The sequence below is a fragment of the Sphingomonas sp. Ell38C01 genome (genome assembly GCF_055231975.1).
Genome location: NZ_JBUYVA010000001.1, coordinates 3,682,474 through 3,702,953, shown reverse-complemented (window position 1 = coordinate 3,702,953; position 20,480 = coordinate 3,682,474). Strand labels below are relative to the sequence as shown.

Below are 20,480 nucleotides of genomic sequence, written 5' to 3'. Positions count from 1 at the left end.
GTCATGGATATTTCCACGCTCGACCGGCGCTTTGCGCGCTTCGGCATGGCGAGTGGCGTAGCGATCGCATCGGCCTTGATCGCCTTGCCCGCGGCGGCCCAGCAGGTGCAGCCGCCGCAGCCGCTGGCGGATCAGACATCCCTTGCGCCGACCGCCGCCCCCGCTCCGCAGGATAGCGAGATCGTGGTGACGGGTTCGCTGATTCGCGGATCGCGCGAGGACAGCGCCCTGCCCATCGACGTGATCGGGCGCGACGAGCTTGAGCGCCAGGGATCGCCGACCCTCGTCGACCTGCTGAAGGCGTTGCCCGGATCGAACGGCATTCTGGGGGAGACGAATCAGTTCGACGGCCGGGCGTCGGGGGCGGAAGGATCGGGATCGGTCAACCTGCGCGGGCTGGGCGCGGAGCGGACGCTGGTCCTGCTGAACGGTCGACGGATGGCGATCAACCCGGTCGCGGCGGGCGGATCGGGGATCGTCGACACTAACATCATCCCGGTGGCCGCCATCGGCCGGATCGAGGTGTTGAAGGATGGCGCCGCCGCGACCTACGGTTCGGACGCGATCGGCGGGGTCGTGAACTTCATCACGCGCGACGATCTCAAGGGCTTCGAGCTTGGCGGCGACTATCGCTTCGTGGGCGGCAGCGACGACGATTACAGCGTGCGCGCCGCCTATGGCTTCCAGAAAAACGGGATCAAGCTGTTCCTGGCCGGCGGGCACCAGCATCGTAGCGAACTGAGTACCTTGAAGCGCGACTTCTTCCGCTCCAGCTATGCCGCCAATCCTGAGGGCGGCTATACGGCGGGCGGCAATCCGGGCAGCTTCCTGAGTTCGGCGGGCACGCTGTTCCGCGATCCGGGCTGCGCCAGCCTAGGCGGTACGCCGGGGTTCAGCGGTTCCACCCCGGTCTGCTACAACCGGTACATCGACTATGACAATCTGGTCGAGACGGAGAACCGGTATCAGGTGTTCGGATCGTTGAACGTCGACTTGGGCAGCAAGGCCGAAGTGTACGTCAACGGCATGTATTCGCATACGGACGTCCCCGAATACAACACGTCGCCCTCCTACATCATCCTGGCGTCGCCCTCGGCGGAAGCGCAGCAGGCCGGGCTGCCGAGCTTCCTGCAGGGGCGCTATTACGTCCCGCGCACCAACCCCGGGCTGATCGACTTCGCGGCGCGCAACCCGACGCTCGCGGCGTCGGTCGCCGGCGGTGCGGCGGTGCTGGCGCCGGCGGCGCGCCCGATCCTGCTGGGCGGCAACCCGCTGTTCGGCAATGGCGGCGCGGAGGCGCAGCGGCGCTACGACGCATTCCGGATCAGCGGGGGCGTGCGCGGCCAGTTCGGCGACAGCGGCATCGATTACGATGTCGGCGCGACGTACAGCGAGGAGAAGGTGTTCTTCACCAACTTCGATACGCTGGCGAACCGCTATGCACTGGCGCTGCGCGGGTTCGGCGGCCCCAATTGTGATACCCAGCCGGGCACCCCCGGAATCCAAGGACCCGGCGGCAGCGCCCCGGTCGCTGGGGCCAATGGCTGCCAGTATTTTAACCCGTTCGCCAGCGCGATCCAGGCGAACGCGATCACCGGACAGGTGAACCCGAACTACGTCTCCGGGCTCGCCAACGGCAACGACCTGATCGGGTGGTTCTTCCAGGAGCGGCGGACCCGCCAGAAATCGCGGCTGTTCGTCGCCGACGCGCTGGTCAGCGGCGATACGGGCATCGGGCTGCCCGGGGGCACGATCAAGTTCGCGCTGGGCGGCCAGTACCGCAAGGATTATTATGACGCGCAGTTCAGCGACCTGAACAACGAACTCGTCAATCCGTGCGTGTCCTCGGTCGACTTCAACAACAACAACTGCACCGGCGCGCAGCGCAACGGGCCGTTCGTCTTCCTGGGCACCGCGACCCCCAAGAGCCTGAACAACGACGTCTGGGCCGCCTTCACCGAATTGCAGCTGCCCGTGGCGGACCGGCTGAACTTCCAGCTGGCCGCGCGCTACGAAAGCTATGGGGGGCTGGTCGGCTCGACCTTCAATCCCAAGATCGCGGGCAAGTGGCGGGTCGTCGACGGCATCGCGATCCGCGGTTCGGCGGGCACCACGTTCCGCGGGCCGCCGACGACCCAGCTGGTCAACAGCAATTCGTCGACCGCGCTGTCGTCGATCCTGGGATCGTTCCGCGCCGTCGACGTGTTCGGCAATCCCGCGCTCCGCCCGGAAAAGGCGAATACCTACAATGCGGGCTTCCTCGCCAATTTCGGCGGCTTTCGCGGGTCGATCGATTATTACCGGTTCGACTTCAAGGACGCGATCGTGGCCGAGCCGGTGTCCGGGATCGTCAACGCGGTGTTCCCGAACGGATCGACCGGCGCGAACAATTGCGCCAACCCCGCGCTGGCCGCGCTGGTCAACCGCTTCACCTTCATCGGCGCGTGTTCGCCCGCCAATATCAGCCGGTTGCGCACGCAATATGTGAACGGCGCGGACGTGAAGACGTCGGGGGTCGACGTGGTGGCCGACTATGAGATCGACAATGTGTTCGGAGGCCAGTTGGAGCTGGGTGTCAACGGCACTTATGTCATCGAGTATAAGACGGGGGCGCAGCAGGTCGAGGGGGTTACAGTCGCGCCGGGGTTCGAGGCGGCTGGCTTCCTGAACTACCAGACGACGGCCTTCCCGATCCCCAAGATCAAGGGCCAGGGTTACGCGCAATATACCCTTGGCGCTCACAATGTCCGGGTCAGCGTGAATTATGTCGACGGCTATACCGACCAGCGCACCGGGCCGTTCGCGACCGACGCGTTCCGCAACGCCGACGGCAGCTTCTTTACGAACACCGACGGCAAGCAGATCGGATCGTTCACGACCGTCGACGCGACGTATCGGGTACGGCTGCCGATGGGTGCCGCGCTGACCTTCTCAGTCGACAATGTGTTTGACCAGGCGCCGCCGTTCGCGCGGCTGGACCTGTCCTACGATCCGTTCACCGCCGACGCGCTGGGGCGGACGTTCAAGCTCGGCGCGAGCTTCGCGTTCTGATGCGCAACGCCACGCCATCGATCGCGACGCTGGATGCGACGGCGCGGCGCATCCGCCGCCGGGTCGTCGAAATGGTCGCACGGCTGGGGATCGGGTATCTCCAGCAGGGACTGGGCGCGGCGGACCTGTTCGCGGCGCTCTACGGCGCGGAACTGCGCCTCGACGCGACCGATCCCCACTGGCGCGATCGCGACCGGATGCTGTTGTCGACCGCGCACAACACCGCGGTGTTCTATGCGGCGATGGCGGAGCGCGGGCTGATCCCCGAAGCCGCGCTGGAGGAGTACACACGCGACGGATCGCCGTTCGAGGTCAACGCGTCGGAGCGCGTCGGCGCGCTGGTAGAGGCGACGTGCGGGTCGCTGGGGCAGGGCTTGTCGGTGGGGGTCGGCATGGCGCTGAGCCTGCGCCGCCAGGGATCGCCGGCCCGCGTCTATGTCGTGCTGGGCGACGGCGAGTTGCAAGAGGGGCAGGTCTGGGAAGCCGCGATGAGCGCGGCGGGCTTCGCGCTCGGCAACCTGTGCCTCGTCATCGATCGCAACTTCATGCAGGTCGAGGGGCATACCGACGCGGTGATGCCGATGGAGCCGGTCGCGGACAAATGGACCGCGTTCGGGTGGCGGACGCGGACGATCGACGGCCATGACATGGCGGCGATCATGGCGGCGTTCGGCGATGCGCGCGTCGCGACAGATCGCCCGACCTGCATCATCGCCAACACCGTGCCCGGCCGGGGCGTCCCGGATTTCGAGGGGCGGCTGAGCCACATGACCGCGATATCGCGCGATCAGGCGGACGTCGCGCTGCGCGCGCTGGAGGATGTGGCATGACCGGCGGGCTGGATGGCGCGACGATGGGCGGGTTCGCCGACGGCCTCTACGGGTCCGAGGACCTGACCGCGCGGTCCTATGGCAAGGCGCTGATCGCGCTGGCAGAGGCGGACCCGCGGATCGTCTGCCTGGGGGCCGACCTGACCCAGCCGACCGAGACGCAGCTGATGCGCGATACCGCGTCCGACCGGTTCGTGATGGTCGGAATCGCGGAGGCCAACATGATCGGCATCGCCGCCGGAATGGCGCGGTGCGGCGACATCCCCTTCACGCATACCTTCTGCGTCTTCGCGACGCGACGATGCTACGATCAGGTCGCGATGCAGGTCGCCTATCCGCGCGCGAACGTGAAGATCGTGGGCTTCATGCCGGGATTGACGACGCCGCTGGGCGTGTCTCACCAGGCGATCGACGACGTCGCGCTGATGCGCGCGCTGCCCAACATGACGATCGTCGAACCGTCGGGCCCCGAACAGGTCCATGCCGCGGTCCGCGCGGCGGCGGCGCATGACGGGCCGGTATATCTGCGCCTGCCGGTGTCGACGCGGCGTCCCGACGAAAGCGTGGCCCTGCGCGGGCTGCGCATCGGTCGCGGCGAAACGCTGATGCGGGGCAGCGATATCGCGATCGTCGCCAGCGGGATCACTGTGGCCGCGGCGCTGGAAGCGGCGGCGCGGCTGGCCCCTGCCGTGACTGCGACGGTCGTCAACATGCACAGCGTCAAGCCGCTGGATACCGAGCTTGTGGTCGAACTGGCGCGGACGCACCGCGGGGTGCTGACGGTCGAGAATCATTCGACGATCGGCGGGCTGGGCGCGGCGGTTGCCGAAACGCTGGCGCTGGGCGGCATCGCGACGCGCTTCGCGATGCTGGGCGTCCAGGACGTGTTCGCGGAGGGCGGATCGACCGCTTTCCTGATGCGCCGGTACGGGCTGGATGCCGACGCCATCGTAGCGAAGGCGCGGGAGATGACGGCATGACCGACGTGGCGGATGCGCGCGTACCCGCGCTGAGCGCAACCTACGCCTGGGCCCTGCTGGGCATGGGCGTGCTATCGCTGCTGTCGACCGGGGTGATGTCCGCGCTGCTCGGCGCGATGGTCGACGAACAGCGGCTGACGCATGGCGGGGTCGGCTATGCCGCGACGCTGGAAGCGCTGATGATGGCGTTGTCCACCGGCGTCGCCAGCGTGTTCTTCCGCCCGCAGCGGCTGCGTCTGATCGGCGTGGCGGCGACGATCGCGCTGATCGTCGCCAATGTGGCGACGATGGGCGCGGCGGGGGAGGGCGTCTACCTGATCCGCGGGATCGCCGGATTCGCGGAAGGCGTGCTGCTGTGGCTGGCGTCGAGCATGATCGTGCGGACGCAGACCCCGGCACGCTGGGCCGCGCTGCTGTTCCTGTCGCTCAGCCTGTTGCAGCTGGCGGTGTCGGCGGTGCTCGGCGCGTGGACGCTGCCGCGTTTCGGTGCGGACGGCGGATATCTGCTGCTTGCCGGCATCACGCTGGCCGGGCTTGCGCTGGCGGCGCTGTCGCCGCGCGAACTCGGCGCATTGCCGGGGATCGCGGGGGAGGATCACGGATTGCCGACCCCGCGCGGCTGGGCGGCGTTGTTCGCGACGGTGCTGTTCACGGGGGCAACCGCGGCGGTCAGCATCTATCTGGTGCCGCTGGCGCAGGATGCCGGGCTGAGCGTCGATGCGGCGCGACTGGCGCTGTCGGCGGGGCTTGGCGCGCAGATCCTGGGATCGATCCTCGCGACCGTGCTGGCCGGGCGCGCGCGCTACCTGCCGGTCTTTGCGCTGGTTACAATCGGTTATCTGGCGGTCTGGGGCTTCTACACGCTGCCGACGACGACATGGCCGTTCGTGATCGTGACCGCGGCCAGCGGCGTGGTGGCGATGTTCGTGTCGCCCTTCCTGCTGCCGATGCTCATCAACGCCGACCCGACGCGCCGGGCCGCGCTCCAGGCGCCGGCCGCGCAGCTGTTGAGCGGCGGGCTGGGGCCGTTCGCGGCGGCATGGGCGGTGGAGCAGGGGGGGATGCGGCTGATGCTGCAACTCAGCGCGGCGCTGCTGGTCGCGGGGTTCGCCATCATCCTGCTGATCCGCCGCCGCGACGCCACAGCGGCGTAGCGGCGCGCGGATCAGGGCAGCCAGCTGCGATACAGCGGGTGGTCCGCGCCCAGCGGCAGCGCCACCGGCGCGTCGGTGCGGCTGGAATGATAGGCCGCGGTGATGAGCTCCAGCGCGTTGCGGGCGTCCTGCAACGTCACCGGTGGTTCGCCGCCCGTCATCAGCGCCTGGTGGAACAGCTCGAACTGGCGCGTATAGCTGTCCTCGGTCGCGACGAACGCGGCCAGCGCCGCATCGACCTTCGCCTGATGCGCCGCGTCCCCCGCCACAAAGGTCCAGGGATCGCGGTACATCGTGTAGGCGTCGGTCTGGCTTTCGGCGACGAGGTCGCGAAACGCGAAGCGCAGGCGGGAAATCTCGCGGCGCGATCCCAGGGTCATCGACAGCGCGGCTAGCGATCCGTTCGCCATCCGCACCGACAGCGCCGCAGTATCCTCCACCTCGATCGGATTCACAAGCGTCGAGGTCATCGCATACACCGCCGCAGAGGGGCCGTGGACATAGTTCAGCATGTCGTGCGCGTGGATCGCATGGCCCAGCAGCCCGCCGCCCAGTTCGGTCGCCCATTTGCCGCGCCACGGCACCGCATAATACTCGGCATCGCGCCACCAATGGGTCTCGATCGTCGTCAGGAAGGGATCGCCCGCCAGACCCTCGGCGATCAGATGCTTCAGCTTCTGCAGCCCCGCGCCGTACCGATATTGGAAGATCGGCATGACGACCCGGTTCGCCGATCGCGACAGCGCGATCATCTGGTCCACTTCGGCGATCGACCCGAACAGCGGCTTCTCGCAGATGACGTGCTTGCCCGCGGCCAGCGCCTTGCGACACATCTCGTAATGCAGGTCGGGGGGCGTCGCGATATCGACGATGTCGATGTCGTCGCGCGCGATCGTGGCGTCGAAATCCTCGCTAAACTCGGCGATGTCGAACTTCGCCGCGACCCGGCGGCCGCGCTCCGCGTCGAGCGAGCAGAGGACGGGAATGTCGTATAGCTCGGGAAGCCAGCGAAACCCCTTCGCGTGGAGATAGGCGATGCCCGATCCGATGATCGCGACGCGCAGTCTGGTCATGCGTTACCTTTCCGACAGGGGCGAGAGGATCTCGGCGCGACGCTGGGCGTCGATGGCCAGTCGCGAGACTTCGAAGACATGCGCCTGCGGCATCGCGGTCTCGGTCCGGTCGCGGACGTCGGCGAGGAAGTTGGCGAAATAGGCCAGCGGCTCGTCGCGGCAATCGATATGCTCGACGCGGTCCGCATTGGCCAGGAACAGGTGGTCCCCACCCTCGCGCCCGGCGATGTCGACATATTTGCGCAGCTCGATGTAGCCATCGGTGCCCAGGATCGTCAGCCGGCCATCGCCCCAGGTCGGCAGCGCGTCGGGGGTGAACCAGTCGACGCGGATATAGCCGGTCGCGCTATCGCTCTTCAGCAGCAGCTGGCCGAAATCCTGTAGGCCCGGGTCGCGCGGATTGCCGTAATTGCCGACCGTACTCGCGATCACCTCGCCGTGGGTCGAGCCGGTATAGAACAGGAACTGGTCGATCTGGTGCGATGCGATGTCGGTAATGATCCCGCCATAGCGATCGGGATCGAAGAACCAGTCGGGCCGGATCTTTCGGTTCAGCCGGTGCGGGCCCATCCCGATCGTCTGGACGACACGGCCGATCGCGCCCTGCGCGATCAGCTTGCCCGCGCGTTCGGCGGCACGCACCGTCAGGCGTTCGGAAAAGCAGATCGAGAAGATCCGCCCGGTTTCCTCCACGCAGGCGCGCAAGGCCGCGACTTGCTTCAGCGTCGTCGCGCCGGGCTTGTCGACCATCACGTCCTTGCCGTGGCGCATCGCGGTCATCGCCATCCCCGCGCGGTCCGCGGGGATCGATGCGTTGCAGACGACCTGAATGCTCTCGTCGCCCAGGATCTTCTCCGCGGTGAGCACGGGGGCGTCGGGCCATGTCTTCGCGACCCCCGCGATGATCCGCGGGGATCCCCCGACCTCGGCGAAGCCGGCGAATTCGGCGCCGGCGGCGATTAGGCCCTCGATATGGTCGAAGATGTGGAAATGGTCGATGCCGAGCGCGGCGAAGCGGATGGTCATGCGGCGATCCTCGTGTCCGGTGTCATGACTTGCCGAAAAGCCCGGCCAGCCGATCGACCGGGCTCAGCGTCGGGATCGCGGCCTTCAGCCGCACGAACGCGTCCTCCGCGGCGTCGAGCGCGGCGTCGATATCGGCCTCGGTCATCGCGGCGCCAACGAACATGTTGTGCCACGGGTGGGTGTAGATGCCTCGGCGCAGCATCGCCTCGCACCAGAAGAACCCGCGGCGCAGGTCGGGATCGTCGTCGAACAGGATCAGCGGCATCTGCGCTGGCCCCGTCTGGCGGATCGACAGGCCGGATGCGGCGGCACGATCGGCCAGCCCCGTCCGAAACCGCGTGCCCAGCGCCTCGATCCGCTCCAGATAGTCCGTCTCGCGAATGCGGCGCAGCGTTTCCAGGCTGGCGGCCATCGCGGCGCCGGCGAACCAGAAGCTGCCCGTGACGTAGATCGACGATGCCGCCGCGCGCGCGGTGTCGGACCCGAGCAGCGCGGAGATCGGGTGTCCGTTGGCGATGCACTTTCCCCACGCCGACAGGTCGGGCCGGACCCCGACGAGGCTCCACGAACAGTCGCGCGACAGGCGGAATCCGCCGCGGACGTCGTCCACGACCAGCAGCGCGCCGTGCCGGTCGCACAGCTCGCGCGCGCGCCGGGCATAGGCGGGATCGACCGGATGCTGGTCGACGAAGCTGTCATGCTTGAACGGGGTGGCGAAGATCGCGGCGAGATCGTCGCCCGCGCGCGCGACGGCTTCCTCCAGACTGGCGACATCGTTGTAGACGCAGTGGATTTGGTTCGCGCGATCCTCGGGCGTCACGCCGCCGCGGCGGGGCGTGCACCAAGGGGCGGCGCCGTGATAGGATCCCTGCGCCAGGATGACTGTCTTGCGCCCGGTATGCGCGCGCGCGACCGTCAGCGCCATCGTCGTCGCGTCGGTGCCGTTCTTGCACGGCATCGCCCAGTCCGCATGCGTAACCATCGCGGTAAAGGCCTCCGCGAACGCGACCATCAGTTCGCCCGGCCCGGTTAGGCAGTCGCCCTGCGCCAGCCGCGCGACATAGGCGGCATCGATCCCGGCATCCGCATAGCCGAACAGGCTGGGGCCATAGGCGCACATCAGGTCCAGATAGCGCTGGCCGTCGACGTCGGTCAGGTACGCGCCCTGTCCGGACGCGAAGAATTGCGGATAGCTCTCGGGCAGCATCGCGGTCGACAGGTGGCCGTACATGCCCCCCGGGATCACGCGCTCGGCCCGGTCGCGCAGCGCGCGGTCGCGGGCATTGGACGATTGCTGGGTCATCATCTCTCCATTCCGTCGCGACTAACGATAGCGTACGCTATCTTAATGCGCAATCAGGCGTTCTGACGAGTCGCGCGGACACTGTCAGACCAAATGCACTCTTCGTTAGGGGGAGGTGGGTAGCGCGCGCAGATGCCCCGCCCGCGCAGACTGAGCAGCCCCCACCGGGTGGTCCGGGTAGTTAGTTAGTGCATCGTCGTCTTGAGGGTCCCCCGGTTTCTCATCCGGGCTGAAGGTGGGTTTCCGGCGCTCATTCGGCCACGATCTTGGCCGCGACAGCAGCATATTCGACCGGCGTCATCCAGCCAAGCGATGTGTGAGGACGCCTCTCGTTATAGTCCCGTCGCCAAGCCTCGATCTTGGCTCGAGCGTCCGCGATGGACAGGAACCAGTGCGCGTTCAGGCACTCATCGCGCAGGCGGCCGTTGAAGGATTCCACAAAGGCATTGTCGGTGGGTTTGCCCGGTCGGCTGAAGTCCAGCGTCACGCCATTCTCGTACGCCCAGCGGTCGAGTGCCTTCGAGATGAACTCCGGCCCATTGTCCACGCGAATGGTCTTGGGGGCATTGTCAGACCAACGTGGCAGGCAGGGCAGGGGGCTGGTAGCAGGCGTTATGAGGGCAAGGCGCGAACCCTACGCTAAACAACGCCAAGATCCGCTGACTGGTATATGCGGGTATGTCATTTTGTAATGACAGGGATGCTATAGCGCCACGGCATGATTGGCAGTCGTTCTCCGCAAGCTTCCAACCGACGCCTGTTCGGAGCGGCCCATGCGGCGCGGTCGCTCGGTTGGTCCGTCGTCGATCTTCTGTTGGCCTGGCATCTTCATGCCAGGATGGGGCTGACGGGGACGCAGACGGGCTGGTTGCTGTTCGCGTTTCTCCTGCTGGGCGGCACCGCAACGTTCCTCGTGGGACTTGCCTTCAGCCGATACCAGGCGAGGGGCGCTTTAGTTGTCCGTGTCCAACTGCCCGCCACGATAGCCACCGCAGTGCTGTTGAGTATCCAGTTTTCCACCGCCAGTATCTCGATCGCCGTCTGTGCCGGCTTTGCCTTCCGTCTCGCCTATGCCGTCCAGGACGTAGCGCAAAACATGCTCGCATCCCTGCTGCCAACCGACGCGGCCGATGCTTTCCGCTATGCCCGGTTACGCGTGATCCTCAGCGCCGTTACGCGTTGCATCGTGGTGGGTGGGTTCGCACTGGCGCTACCGGTTGGCATGACCGTCATGCTGGTGCCGGTCGGGTTCGCCATGGTCGTCTCGGCAATCTCATTGCGGAAACTGGTCTTTCCAGCTCGTCCCGATGTCGCCCCGCCGTGGCGCGTCGATGACATCATGCCTTTAAGGCTCCCGATCCTACTCGTAGCGTGGGTAATCGCAGCATCCTTGCTGCCGACACTCAACCGGCTGCTGATCTTTGCACCTGCCATCGATGGGCTGAACCGATCGGGGGCCTGGTTGCTGGGGGGATTTTGCCTCGGCTCGGTTATTGGTCCGCTCTTGCGGGATTATGTCGAGCGTTCGGCGTTGATGGCAATGATTGCGGCGAGCGGATTGGTAATGATCCTGCCCATCCCATTCCTGAGCAGCGCATCATGGCCAGTTGCGGGAGCGATCGTGCACGGCATGGCGGTCAGCATCATCGGCGTGCAACTCTGGACCGCGACATCGCGCATCGCGATGGACGATACTCGCCGCGGCCGCAGCAGCGACGGGGTGGTCTTCGGCAGCGTGATCCTGACCATCCATCTGGCCTCCGCTGCGGGGATGCTGGTGCTGGGGCCGTTGATCGAAGGGTTCGAGGCGGGGCGGCCGGGCATCGCCCTTGCCGCGCTGGCGCTGACTTTTGCCGGGGCGCTCCTCATCACGGCGATCGGCGTTAGCGAAAGAAGAGCGCCCGCAGCGGCATAAGCGCCGCGCCGATCGCGGTGGCGTCGCCATCGACCTCGCCCGCTACGACGACGGGAAGCGGAAAAGGCCGCTCGTGGCGTGTGGGACTTGTCGGCAGATGTACCGACCCTGCCAGCGTTGTCGCAAGCCATCGCGGCAGCCGCCCCCCGATCACGACCTTCTCCGGCGCCACGATATGGCCGAGCAGGAAGGCGAGCGTCGCAAACGGCTCCTTGGCCTCGGTCAGCCAGGCATCGACACCCGGCGTGGCTGGCGTGACATTGGCCAGCATCTCCTCGACGGTCGCAAAGACGGTTCCGCCATTCGTGACCAACGCATGGAGCCGGTCCAGCCCCGGATATCCTCCATCTGCCCGCTCCCGTCCCAGCAGCCACCACACAGCGCCGAAATCGCCGGCATTGCCCAGCGCACCGCGCATCGGCTGACCATCGACGATCAGACCGCCACCAAAACCGTTGGTCAGGTGGCAATAGGCGAAGGTCGCCGTGGTCCGCCCGACGCCCAACAACCCTTCCGCGATGGCGGCGCAGGTCGCGTCGTTATCGCACAACAGATTGGGTCCCAGCACTGGAGAGAGAGTCTCTACCAGATCGATATCAACCCAATCCGCCAGCATCGCCGGTGGATTGAAGCACGGCGGATTGCCTACCAGGAAGCCCGAAAACCCTACCCCTGTCCCGACCAGACGAGCTTGATCGATCGCCGAGGTGGAGAGCAGATCGGCGCGCATCGTCGCCAGTTGCGCCACGACCGCCCGGGATGATCGATCCGCTATTGCACTGCGTCGCGTCGCGCGGACCGCGCCGGCAAAATCGATGAGCGCCATCGAGACAGCATCGCCAGCGATGCCGATGCCAAGACTGAAGGCGTAATCCGGCATCAGTCCCAACGCGACGCTGGGGTTGCCCCGACCGGTCGCCGTGCGGGTGGTCGCGTCGATCAGACCGTCGCTGATGAAACCGCTGGCGAGCCGCGCGACGCTGGGTTGCGACAGGTCCAGCAAGGCTGGCAGCGCCGCCTGCACCGCTGTTTGGCGTCGCAATAACAGATCGAGCATCGCTCTCCCGCCGACACCGATCGACCGGCTCCAGTCAGGGCGATCGACCTTTCCGATCGGAATTTCGCAATCGATTGTCATTTTACTGTCACCAGATCAAAATACATGGCAAATACTATTCGACTCGATCGTGCCGTAATTGAACGCGGACCGCAACCGGGTCGGGAGGATGCAGGGAAACGGTCATGGCATAACGCCATGTTTCGGCGAGATTAAGCAGTCGAAGCTGCTGATCCACCGTGCCGCCCCGCATTGCACGGACGACAAAAGGGGCAAGACAATGAACACGTTCACGATAATCCGGTTGATGGGCGCGGCATCGACGCTGACCTTGTCGAACGTAGCCACCGCGGAGCAGATCGCTGCCCCGGCACCCGAACCCACTACCGCGCAAGCCCCTGATTTGCAGGCCGGGGACGACATCGTGGTGACGGGCACATCCACCCGGCAGCGTAAGTTCGATGCCCCCTACTCGGTTTCCACCATCGATGCGGAGCAGATCGCCGATGCCGCTCCACACAGCGTCGCCGACCTGCTCGCTGCCACGCCCGGCATCACGGTCGAAGCATCGGGCGGCGAAGGTGGTGGCGAGAATGTCGTCATCCGCGGCCTGCCGTGGAGTGGCTGGCGGCTGATCGATTTCAATCAGGACGGATTGCCGCTGTTCGAGAGCAATACCGAGCGGTTCATGAACATCGACCAGTTCTACCGCGTCGATCTTGATACCCAGCGGGTCGAGGTAGTCCGTGGCGGCACGGCACCCTTGTTCTCGAATAACGCGCCGGGTGGCGTGGTCAATTTCATCACCAATCATGGCACCGACACCTATCAGGGCGCGCTGCGGCTGGAATCGGGAACCGGCAATCGCGCGCGGACCGACTTGACTGTCTCCGGGCCGCTCAGCGATCGGCTGCTGGTCAGCGTCAGCGGCTTCTATCGTCGTGACGATGGCCTGCGCGATCCGGGCTACGACAATGCCGACCGCGGTGGCCAGTTCAAGGTTGGTGCCACCTACAAGTTGGATCATGGCCGCATCTGGGGCGACTTCAAATATCTCAACGATCGTAGTATCTTCTACACCGCTGTGCCGCTCGCCGATCCGGTAACGGGCGCCTCGCTGGAAGGGCTCATTGATCCGCGCGATGGAACACTCAGCTCTCCCGCCTTCCGCCGTGTGACGCTGCGCACGCTCGACGCCAGTGGCCGACCGACGATGATCCGCCGCGATCTCGCGGACGGCATCCATCCCGACGTGTGGACCGCGACGCTGGGCGGCGATCACGAACTGGGCGCGGGCTTTGCGGTCGCCGCCACCTATCGCCACATGGAGGGCACGACCGGATTCGACACTATCCTGAACGGCGCGCCGGTGACGGCAGCCTCTTTCCTCGCCGGACGCCTCGCAGGCGCGCGCACGGCATTCGGGGCTGGCGTATCGTCGCTGCGGTATGTGGTGGCCGGCACCAACACCGTCTATGATCCGGCGACCACCGGCAATCTGGTAATGGCCAACACCTGGGCGTCGATCCGCACCCGCACGCGGTACGACGCGGGTGACATCAGGCTGACCAAGACGCTTGAAACGCCGATCGGCAGCCACGCACTGACCGGCGGAGTGTATTACAGCGACTATCGCTATGCCCAGGACCAGTCGCTCAACTCGCTGCTCGTCAACGTCAGGAACCAGCCGATCGCGCTCGACGTACAGGCGCTGAACGCGACCGGCGCGGTCGTCGGCAACGTCACCGAGAACGGGTTCATCAACTATGGTGCGGGCAGCCAGAATGGCTCGCTCGACGGGCGCTCGTTTGCTTTCTATCTTGCCGATACCTGGAAAGTGACATCCGCCTGGTCAATCGACGCTGGTATTCGCCGCGTATCGCGCAAGCAGGACGGCGTGCAGGGTATCCTCGGCACGGTCAACGCCGATCCAGGGGGCTCGGTTGCCGCCCGTTCGGTCGCCGGCGTGGTTAGCACTGTCGCCAGGTCGGAAAATCTGAAGGGCACGAGCTGGACGGTGGGCAGCGGCTATATCTTCTCGCGGCAGGCCAACGTGTTCGGACGCTATACCCGCAGTTTCAGCTACCCGCGCTTCGACACGATCTTGGGTGGCGCGACGCTGCCCGGTTCGACCGAGCCCTTGCCCGTCGCCAAGGTCCAGCAGGCGGAAGCCGGCTTCAAGTTCGCGACCACCGGCCTGCGCCTGACCACGACGGGGTTCTGGTCAAAGTTCGACCGGCTGAACGGCGGTACGCAGGTCGCTGCTGCGGACGGCACGATCACCAACGCCAACATCATCTTTGACACCCGCACCTACGGCGTCGAAGTGGAGGCGGTCGTCAGCCCGTTCGCAGGGTTCGACGTCTCGGCGGTCGGCATGTGGCAGGATCCGAAGATCATCCGGGTCGACACGCTGACCGGCGCCAACGCACAAAGCTCGCAAGGCGGAGACATCACGCGCGTGCCACGCGTCCAGCTGACGGTACAACCGTCCTACGCCTTTGCACTCGGCGATGCGCAGGCACGGCTGTACGGCACCTTCTTCACGATCGGGCGCCGGTTCCAGGATGCGTCGAACCTGAGCCGTCTGCCGGCGTATTCATCGGTTGATCTGGGTGCCAGCATCGAGACTGGCGGACTTGAACTGCGCGCAAGCGTCAACAACGTCTTCGACGTGGTCGGCCTGACCGAGGGCAATGCGCGCGCGGCCGTGATCGGCAGCGGCACCGGTGTGCTGGACGCGACGGTAGGCCGGTCGATCTTCGGCCGCAACTTCACCGTCGCACTGACCAAGCGGTGGTAAGGCTGTCGTTGTCCGCCGCATTGGCGGCGCTGGCTTTTGCCGGTGCCGTCTCCGCGACCGCCCCCGTGACCGCACGTGGCCCTGCCGTATCGGTCGCGGCGCGGTTCGGGGATCCGGCCATGCCGGTGCTGGTGGTGGCGCATCGCGCCTGCCACAATCCGGCACCGCGGCATGGCATGGCCATGAGCAATCCGGAAAACGCACTGGCTGGCATCGAGCGCTGCATCGCGCTTGGCGTCGATGTCGCGGAGGTCGACATACGGCGGACGCGCGATGGCTATCTGGTGCTGATGCACGACGAGACGGTCGATCGTACGACCGACGGGCATGGCAAGGTGGCGGATCTCTCGCTGGCTGAAATCCGCATCTTGCGGCTGCGCGAGAATGAAGGCGGGGCCGGTGCGCCGCTGACCAGCCTGCACGTCCCGACGCTAGACGATGCGCTGGTTGCGGCAAACGGCCGTATCCTGCTCAACCTCGATGTTCAGGCGGGCCTGTATGTCGAAACTGTCGCGGCGGTGCGCCGGGTCGGGCAGCAGGACGGCGTGATCGTCAAGCAGCTTGCCGGTATCGGCAGCCCGGTGTTGGCGGATACCCCGCCGTTCAATACCATTCCGTTCATGCCGGTTCTGGCCGGAGAGAGTGACTTACCCGAGGTCGCTGCCCACCAGTTGACGGGCGCGCGTTCTCCGATCGCCCTCGAACTGCCGCGTATGACGGTTGCCGCGCTTCCTGCATTGGCCACTGTGGCACGTCGCGCCCGGGTCCGCCTGTGGGTCAATTCCCTCTGGGAGGGCTTCCTGGCGGGCGTAGGCGGCGATGTCGATGCGTTACGCGACCCGGATGCCGTCTGGGGGCGCATGCTCGGGGCGGGCATTTCGGTAATCCAGACCGATGAACCCGAGGCGCTGTTGCGTTACCTGGGCCGATAGAAATGACGTGAAGATCGAACGCTAGTCACGCGATATGCCGACCCGTTTCATTTCCCTATATACGGTCGAGCGCCCAATCCCGAGTTGGCGCGCAGCCTCTGTCGGCGTCACCTTTGCCGCAACCAGTTTCAATGCCGCGTCCACCTTGTCGTCATCGAGGGGCTGTCGGCCGGGCAGTTTGCCCTTCGCGCGCGCCGCAGCGATGCCGTCGCGGGTACGTTCGGAGATCAGTCGGCGTTCGAAATGCGCGATGGCACCGAAAACGTGAAAAACCAGCTCGCCGGCCGCAGAAGAGGTATCGATTTTCTCCTCCAGACTGAGCAGCGCGATCCCGCGCTCGCGCAGCATATTCACCGTCGTCAGCAGCTCGCCCAGTGAACGGCCGAGGCGGTCGAGGCGTACGATCGCCAGCGTGTCACCCTCGCGCGCAAAATCGAGCAACTCGGCCAAGCCTGGCCTGACCATATTTTTGCCCGACATCACGTCGGTGAACACACGGATCGCGCCTGCCTGTTCGAGGCGCATCCGTTGGCCCGCCACATCCTGATCGCCGGTGCTGACGCGTGCGTAGCCCAGAATGCCGCCCATCGATCGCGTCCCCCAAACGGCCGTTCTGTGGACGATCGTGCAGACCGACCACCAGTGTACTCAAACTCGTCCACAAACTACGTCTCTTTAACTCGATCCGTCTACGCGCGCCAAGCACGTTTCAGGGACGGTCAAATGCCAGCACGCGAGGATGTTCTTCTCAGTGATGCCGAAAGGACAACGTTGTTCGGCATTCCGACCGCCCCGGACGAACTCGCTCGGCGCTTCGCGCTCGAACAGCCTGACCTCGACCTGATCGGGTAGCGCCGACACGATAGCAATCGACTGGGCGTGGCGTTGCAGTTCGCGTTGATCCGTCATTCCGGAATGACGCTCGCGCAGGTGCTCCAGATCGAAGGCGACGTAGCACGCCCGCTTGTCACCTTTATCGCGCGTCAGCTTTCGCTCGATCACTCAGTCCTGTCCGATTACGCGACCCGCTCGCAGACCATGACCGATCACGCCCGGCTGATCGCTGCGTCCCTCGACGCTCGTCTGCCCGTGCGCGGCGACATCGCGCTGATGATCGCGAGCGCCGAACGGGCCGCTGCGGCGACGGATGCCGCTCTCCCCATCGCAACCGCCGTCGTCGAGGCGTTGCGTGCGGCCAATATCCTGTTGCCGATGCCCTCGACGATCGAGCGGGCGGGGATCGCAGACCGCGCCCGCGCGCGAAAGCACGCCGCGCGCCTGATGGTCGCCGACCTGTCGCCGGTGCAGATCGGTCGCATCGATGCGCTGTTCGACGAACAGGGCGGGGAACGACTGGGCTGGCTGAAGACGATCCCGATCGCAACGAAGACCGACAGCGTGCGTGATATCGTCGAGCGCCTGCGCGTCGTGCGCGCAATCGGCATTGCCCATGACGCCGGAAGCGGCGTCCATCCCAACCGGCGTCATCAGTTCGTGCAGGAAGGACGGCTGTCGCCCGCCTGTCTGATCCGGCGCTAAACACTGCCCCGGCGACGCGCGATCCTCGCCGCGCTGTTGGTCGATCTGGAAGCCCGGCTGATCGACGCCGCGCTGGACATCGCCGACAAGCTCATCGGCGGCATGTTCCGGCGCGCCACCAATATGCAGCAGCGCCGCTATACCGCGTCGTCGCGCGAGGTCGCGCGGCTCATGCGCCTGTTCCGCATCACCATCGACACCCTCGCGCAAGCCCACGAGGAGGGCCGCGACCCGATCGCGGCGCTGGAAACCGCGGTCGGATGGCCTGCGCTCATGAAGGCCCGGGGCCAGGTGGGCGAGATCGCCGATACCGTCGAGCAGGATCCGCTGGTCATCGCCACGGACAGATATGCGACGCTGCGCAAGTTCGCGCCGCTGCTGATCGAGGTGCTGGACTTCCAGTCGGGGCGCGGCAGTGCCGCCAGCGTAAAAGCGATCGACATGCTGCGCGATCTGAACGCTTCCGGCAAACGTGACATACCGGCCGACGCACCGATGCCGTTCCGCAAGGAATGGCGCAGGCTGGTGGTGGGCAAGGACGGCCGGATCAACCGCCGCCTCTATGAAACCGCCACGATGGCGCACCTCCGCAACAAGCTGCGATCCGGGGATATCTGGGTTGAGCGGTCCTCGGGCTATCGCAGGTTCGACAGCCATTTTCTTTCGGCCGAGGCGAGCGCGCCGATCGTCGCGAGTTTGAACCTGACCCCGTCCGCCGACGCCTGGCTAGCCGAGCGGACCGCCCGTCTCGATCGACGGTTAAAACGCTTCGCACATGACCTGTCGAACGGTCGGCTCGAAGGCGTCCGACTGATCGATGGCCGGTTGCAGATCACGCCGGTCAGGACCGATCCCGACGCCGGGGCGAAGGCGCTGGGCAACCGCATCGATGGACTGATGCCGCGGATCAGGATCACCGAGCTGCTGCACGATGTCGCCAGCGAAACCGGCTTCCTCGCCGGCTTCACCAACCTGCGAACCGGACGGCGGAGCGACAACCCCAATGCGTTGCTCGCGGCGATCCTCGCCGATGGCACCAATCTCGGGCTCGCGCGCATGGCCGCGGCCAGCCAGGGCGTGACCCGCGACCAGCTGGTCTGGACGAAGGACGCCTATGTCCGGGAAGACGGCTACCACCGCGCGCTCGCGATCCTGATCGACGCGCATTCCCGGTTGCCGATCGCCTCGACCTGGGGAACGGGCACGACATCGAGTTCGGACGGCCAGTTCTTCCGGGGCGGCAAGCGGATGGCGGTCGGCGATATCAACGCCCGGTATGGCGTCGATCCGGGCTTCAGCTTCTACACCCATGTCTCCGACCAGCACGCGCCATATCATGTCACCGTCATATCCGCGGCGACGCACGAGGCACCTTATGTCCTCGACGGCCTCCTCCATCACGGCTCGTCGCTGAAGATCGGCGAGCATTATACCGATACGGGTGGCGCAACCGACCATGTGTTCGCGCTCTGCGCGATGCTGGGATTCCGGTTCTGTCCGCGCCTGCGCGATTTCCCCGACCGGCGTCTGGCAGCGCTCGGCCCCGTGGCCTCCTATCCGGCGATCGGGTCGCTTCTCGGCAAGCGCGTGAAGACCGACACGATCCGCGAGCATTGGGGCGAGGTCCTGCGCCTCGTCGCCTCGCTGAAGGCGGGGCACGTCGCGCCATCGGCGATGCTGCGCAAACTGGCCGCCTACGAACGCCAGAACCAGGTCGACCTCGCCCTCCAGGAAATCGGCCGGATCGAGCGGACCTTCTTCATGCTCGACTGGCTGGAAAATCCCGATCTTCGCCGGCGCTGCCAGGCCGGGCTGAACAAGAGCGAGCAGCGTCACGTCCTGACGCAGGCGATCTACACGTTCCGCCAGGGCCGGATCATCGACCGGACCCACGAGACGCTGCAATATCGCGCGTCCGGATTGAACCTGGTCATCGCCGCGATCGTCTACTGGAACTCCACCTACATCGCCGATGCCGTCCAGCATCTCCGGTCGATCGGCGAGGCACCGGATCCTGCGCTGCTCGCCCACACTTCCCCGGTCGGTTGGGAGCATATTGCGTTCTCCGGCGACTTCCTGTGGGATCGCGCAGCCGAAACCGTCCGCCGCAAGCCCCTTAATATCGCAGGCGACGGTAATCCCCGCTAAGGGCACTGTCAGACGTAATGCACCGGTCGTTAGGGGATGCCGGGTAGGGCGCGCGGATGCCTCGTCCGCGCAAACCTGCCAGCCCGTTTCGCTATTTCAACTCGTCGCCGGAGGTGATCCGGCTGGTGGTGCTGATGTACGTGCGCTTCCCGCTGTCGCTGCGCAATTTGGAGGATCTGCTGTTCGAGCGCGGGATCGACATCTGCCAAGAGACGGTACGGATGTGGTGGAACCGGTCCGGTCCGCTGTTCGCAGGCGACATCCGCCGCCGCGGGTGAGCCGGATGCGGGGCTTCCGGCACTGGCGCTGGCACATGGACGAGATGTACGTGAAGCTGAACGGCGAGATGGTGTATCTCTGGCGTGCGGTCGATCACGAGGGCGAGATCCTCGAGAGCTACATCACCAGGACCCGCGACAAGGATGCGGCACTCACCTTCATGAAGAAGGCGCTCAAGCGCCACGGCTCGCCGGACAAGGTCACCACCGATGGCCTTCGCTGGCGCTGTCAAACTAACCAGAATGCGGTTCGTTTGAGCCGCGACGACGGTCGCGCTTGGCCCTGCGGGCATGAACGAAAGCCGATCAAATGGGCGGCATTCTGGTAACGGCTCTGCATCTCGCTCCGCCCTAACCAAATAGGAAATCGCGAGTACATTAGCTCTGACAA

At 65.9% G+C, this 20,480-nt stretch carries 12 protein-coding genes and 3 pseudogenes; 9 read left to right on the top strand and 6 right to left on the bottom strand.

Annotated features, from left to right (window positions below; genetic code table 11):
• The first annotated feature begins 3 nt into the window (after positions 1-3).
• Genes ACV7NO_RS17410 through ACV7NO_RS17395 form a run of 4 tightly spaced genes read left to right on the top strand, consistent with a single transcriptional unit; the run spans position 4 to position 6,015 of the window.
• Positions 4-3,051 carry a TonB-dependent receptor domain-containing protein gene (locus ACV7NO_RS17410; RefSeq protein WP_463407205.1) on the top strand — a complete coding sequence of 1,016 codons (3,048 nt, stop codon included), beginning with the start codon at positions 4-6 and terminating at the stop codon, positions 3,049-3,051.
• Positions 3,051-3,881, top strand: coding sequence for a transketolase (locus ACV7NO_RS17405; protein ID WP_463407204.1), 831 nt, complete (start codon positions 3,051-3,053; stop codon positions 3,879-3,881). The genes ACV7NO_RS17410 and ACV7NO_RS17405 overlap by 1 nt, the downstream gene beginning before the upstream one ends.
• On the top strand, positions 3,878-4,861 hold the full coding sequence (locus ACV7NO_RS17400; RefSeq protein WP_463407203.1) for a transketolase family protein: 984 nt from the start codon (positions 3,878-3,880) through the stop codon (positions 4,859-4,861). Before ACV7NO_RS17405 ends, ACV7NO_RS17400 begins: the two co-directional genes overlap by 4 nt.
• Positions 4,858-6,015, top strand: a complete 1,158-nt coding sequence (locus tag ACV7NO_RS17395; RefSeq protein WP_463407202.1) for a hypothetical protein — start codon at positions 4,858-4,860, stop codon at positions 6,013-6,015. Before ACV7NO_RS17400 ends, ACV7NO_RS17395 begins: the two co-directional genes overlap by 4 nt.
• An 11-nt stretch (positions 6,016-6,026) precedes the next feature.
• On the opposite strand, the gene ACV7NO_RS17390 is transcribed toward ACV7NO_RS17395, so the two are convergent.
• The 4 genes and pseudogenes from ACV7NO_RS17390 to ACV7NO_RS17375 all read right to left on the bottom strand — a co-directional run.
• Positions 6,027-7,088: a Gfo/Idh/MocA family protein gene (locus ACV7NO_RS17390; protein WP_463407201.1), complete on the bottom strand. Its 1,062-nt coding sequence runs from the start codon at positions 7,086-7,088 to the stop codon at positions 6,027-6,029.
• A gap of 3 nt (positions 7,089-7,091) precedes the next feature.
• Positions 7,092-8,114, bottom strand: coding sequence for a Gfo/Idh/MocA family protein (locus ACV7NO_RS17385; RefSeq protein ID WP_463407200.1), 1,023 nt, complete (start codon positions 8,112-8,114; stop codon positions 7,092-7,094).
• A 22-nt stretch (positions 8,115-8,136) separates the two neighbouring features.
• Complete coding sequence (locus ACV7NO_RS17380) at positions 8,137-9,417, bottom strand: aminotransferase class III-fold pyridoxal phosphate-dependent enzyme (protein ID WP_463407199.1); 1,281 nt, start codon at positions 9,415-9,417, stop codon at positions 8,137-8,139.
• A 250-nt stretch (positions 9,418-9,667) separates the two neighbouring features.
• Positions 9,668-9,979 (bottom strand): annotated as a pseudogene (locus ACV7NO_RS17375) (integrase core domain-containing protein); the annotation flags it as partial.
• A 156-nt stretch (positions 9,980-10,135) separates the two neighbouring features.
• Between ACV7NO_RS17375 and ACV7NO_RS17370 the strand changes: the two are divergent.
• A complete protein-coding gene (locus ACV7NO_RS17370; protein ID WP_463407198.1) occupies positions 10,136-11,332 on the top strand; it encodes a hypothetical protein in 1,197 nt (398 codons plus the stop codon).
• Here the strand turns inward: ACV7NO_RS17370 and ACV7NO_RS17365 are convergent.
• Positions 11,301-12,470 (bottom strand): ROK family protein, encoded by a 1,170-nt coding sequence (locus ACV7NO_RS17365; protein WP_463407197.1) that lies wholly within the window; start codon positions 12,468-12,470, stop codon positions 11,301-11,303. The genes ACV7NO_RS17370 and ACV7NO_RS17365 overlap by 32 nt on opposite strands.
• A 58-nt stretch (positions 12,471-12,528) precedes the next feature.
• Here ACV7NO_RS17365 and ACV7NO_RS17360 point away from each other — a divergent pair, with 58 nt between their 5' ends.
• A complete protein-coding gene (locus tag ACV7NO_RS17360; RefSeq protein WP_463407196.1) occupies positions 12,529-15,192 on the top strand; it encodes a TonB-dependent siderophore receptor in 2,664 nt (887 codons plus the stop codon).
• Positions 15,193-15,257: 65 nt separating this feature from the next.
• On the top strand, positions 15,258-16,124 hold the full coding sequence (locus tag ACV7NO_RS17355) for a glycerophosphodiester phosphodiesterase family protein (protein WP_463407195.1): 867 nt from the start codon (positions 15,258-15,260) through the stop codon (positions 16,122-16,124).
• A gap of 21 nt (positions 16,125-16,145) precedes the next feature.
• Here the strand turns inward: ACV7NO_RS17355 and ACV7NO_RS17350 are convergent, their stop codons facing one another.
• Complete coding sequence (locus ACV7NO_RS17350; RefSeq protein ID WP_463407194.1) at positions 16,146-16,712, bottom strand: recombinase family protein; 567 nt, start codon at positions 16,710-16,712, stop codon at positions 16,146-16,148.
• 135 nt (positions 16,713-16,847) lie between these two features.
• Here ACV7NO_RS17350 and ACV7NO_RS17345 point away from each other — a divergent pair.
• Together ACV7NO_RS17345 and ACV7NO_RS17340 are read left to right on the top strand one after the other, a co-directional pair.
• A pseudogene (locus ACV7NO_RS17345) lies at positions 16,848-19,811 on the top strand (Tn3 family transposase).
• 56 nt (positions 19,812-19,867) lie between these two features.
• Positions 19,868-20,310, top strand: a pseudogene (locus ACV7NO_RS17340) (IS6 family transposase); the annotation flags it as partial.
• Positions 20,311-20,480: the final 170 nt, after the last annotated feature.

Bases quoted from the DNA above. Each gene is read 5' to 3' on its own strand.
- ACV7NO_RS17405 (WP_463407204.1), top strand. From the start codon at position 3,051: ATGCGCAACGCCACGCCATCGATCGCGACGCTGGATGCGACGGCGCGG.
- ACV7NO_RS17400 (WP_463407203.1), top strand. From the start codon at position 3,878: ATGACCGGCGGGCTGGATGGCGCGACGATGGGCGGGTTCGCCGACGGC.
- ACV7NO_RS17395 (WP_463407202.1), top strand. From the start codon at position 4,858: ATGACCGACGTGGCGGATGCGCGCGTACCCGCGCTGAGCGCAACCTAC.
- ACV7NO_RS17370 (WP_463407198.1), top strand. From the start codon at position 10,136: ATGATTGGCAGTCGTTCTCCGCAAGCTTCCAACCGACGCCTGTTCGGA.
- ACV7NO_RS17350 (WP_463407194.1), bottom strand. From the start codon at position 16,712: ATGGGCGGCATTCTGGGCTACGCACGCGTCAGCACCGGCGATCAGGAT.
- ACV7NO_RS17410 (WP_463407205.1), top strand. From the start codon at position 4: ATGGATATTTCCACGCTCGACCGGCGCTTTGCGCGCTTCGGCATGGCG.
- ACV7NO_RS17390 (WP_463407201.1), bottom strand. From the start codon at position 7,088: ATGACCAGACTGCGCGTCGCGATCATCGGATCGGGCATCGCCTATCTC.
- ACV7NO_RS17380 (WP_463407199.1), bottom strand. From the start codon at position 9,417: ATGACCCAGCAATCGTCCAATGCCCGCGACCGCGCGCTGCGCGACCGG.
- ACV7NO_RS17365 (WP_463407197.1), bottom strand. From the start codon at position 12,470: ATGACAATCGATTGCGAAATTCCGATCGGAAAGGTCGATCGCCCTGAC.
- ACV7NO_RS17385 (WP_463407200.1), bottom strand. From the start codon at position 8,114: ATGACCATCCGCTTCGCCGCGCTCGGCATCGACCATTTCCACATCTTC.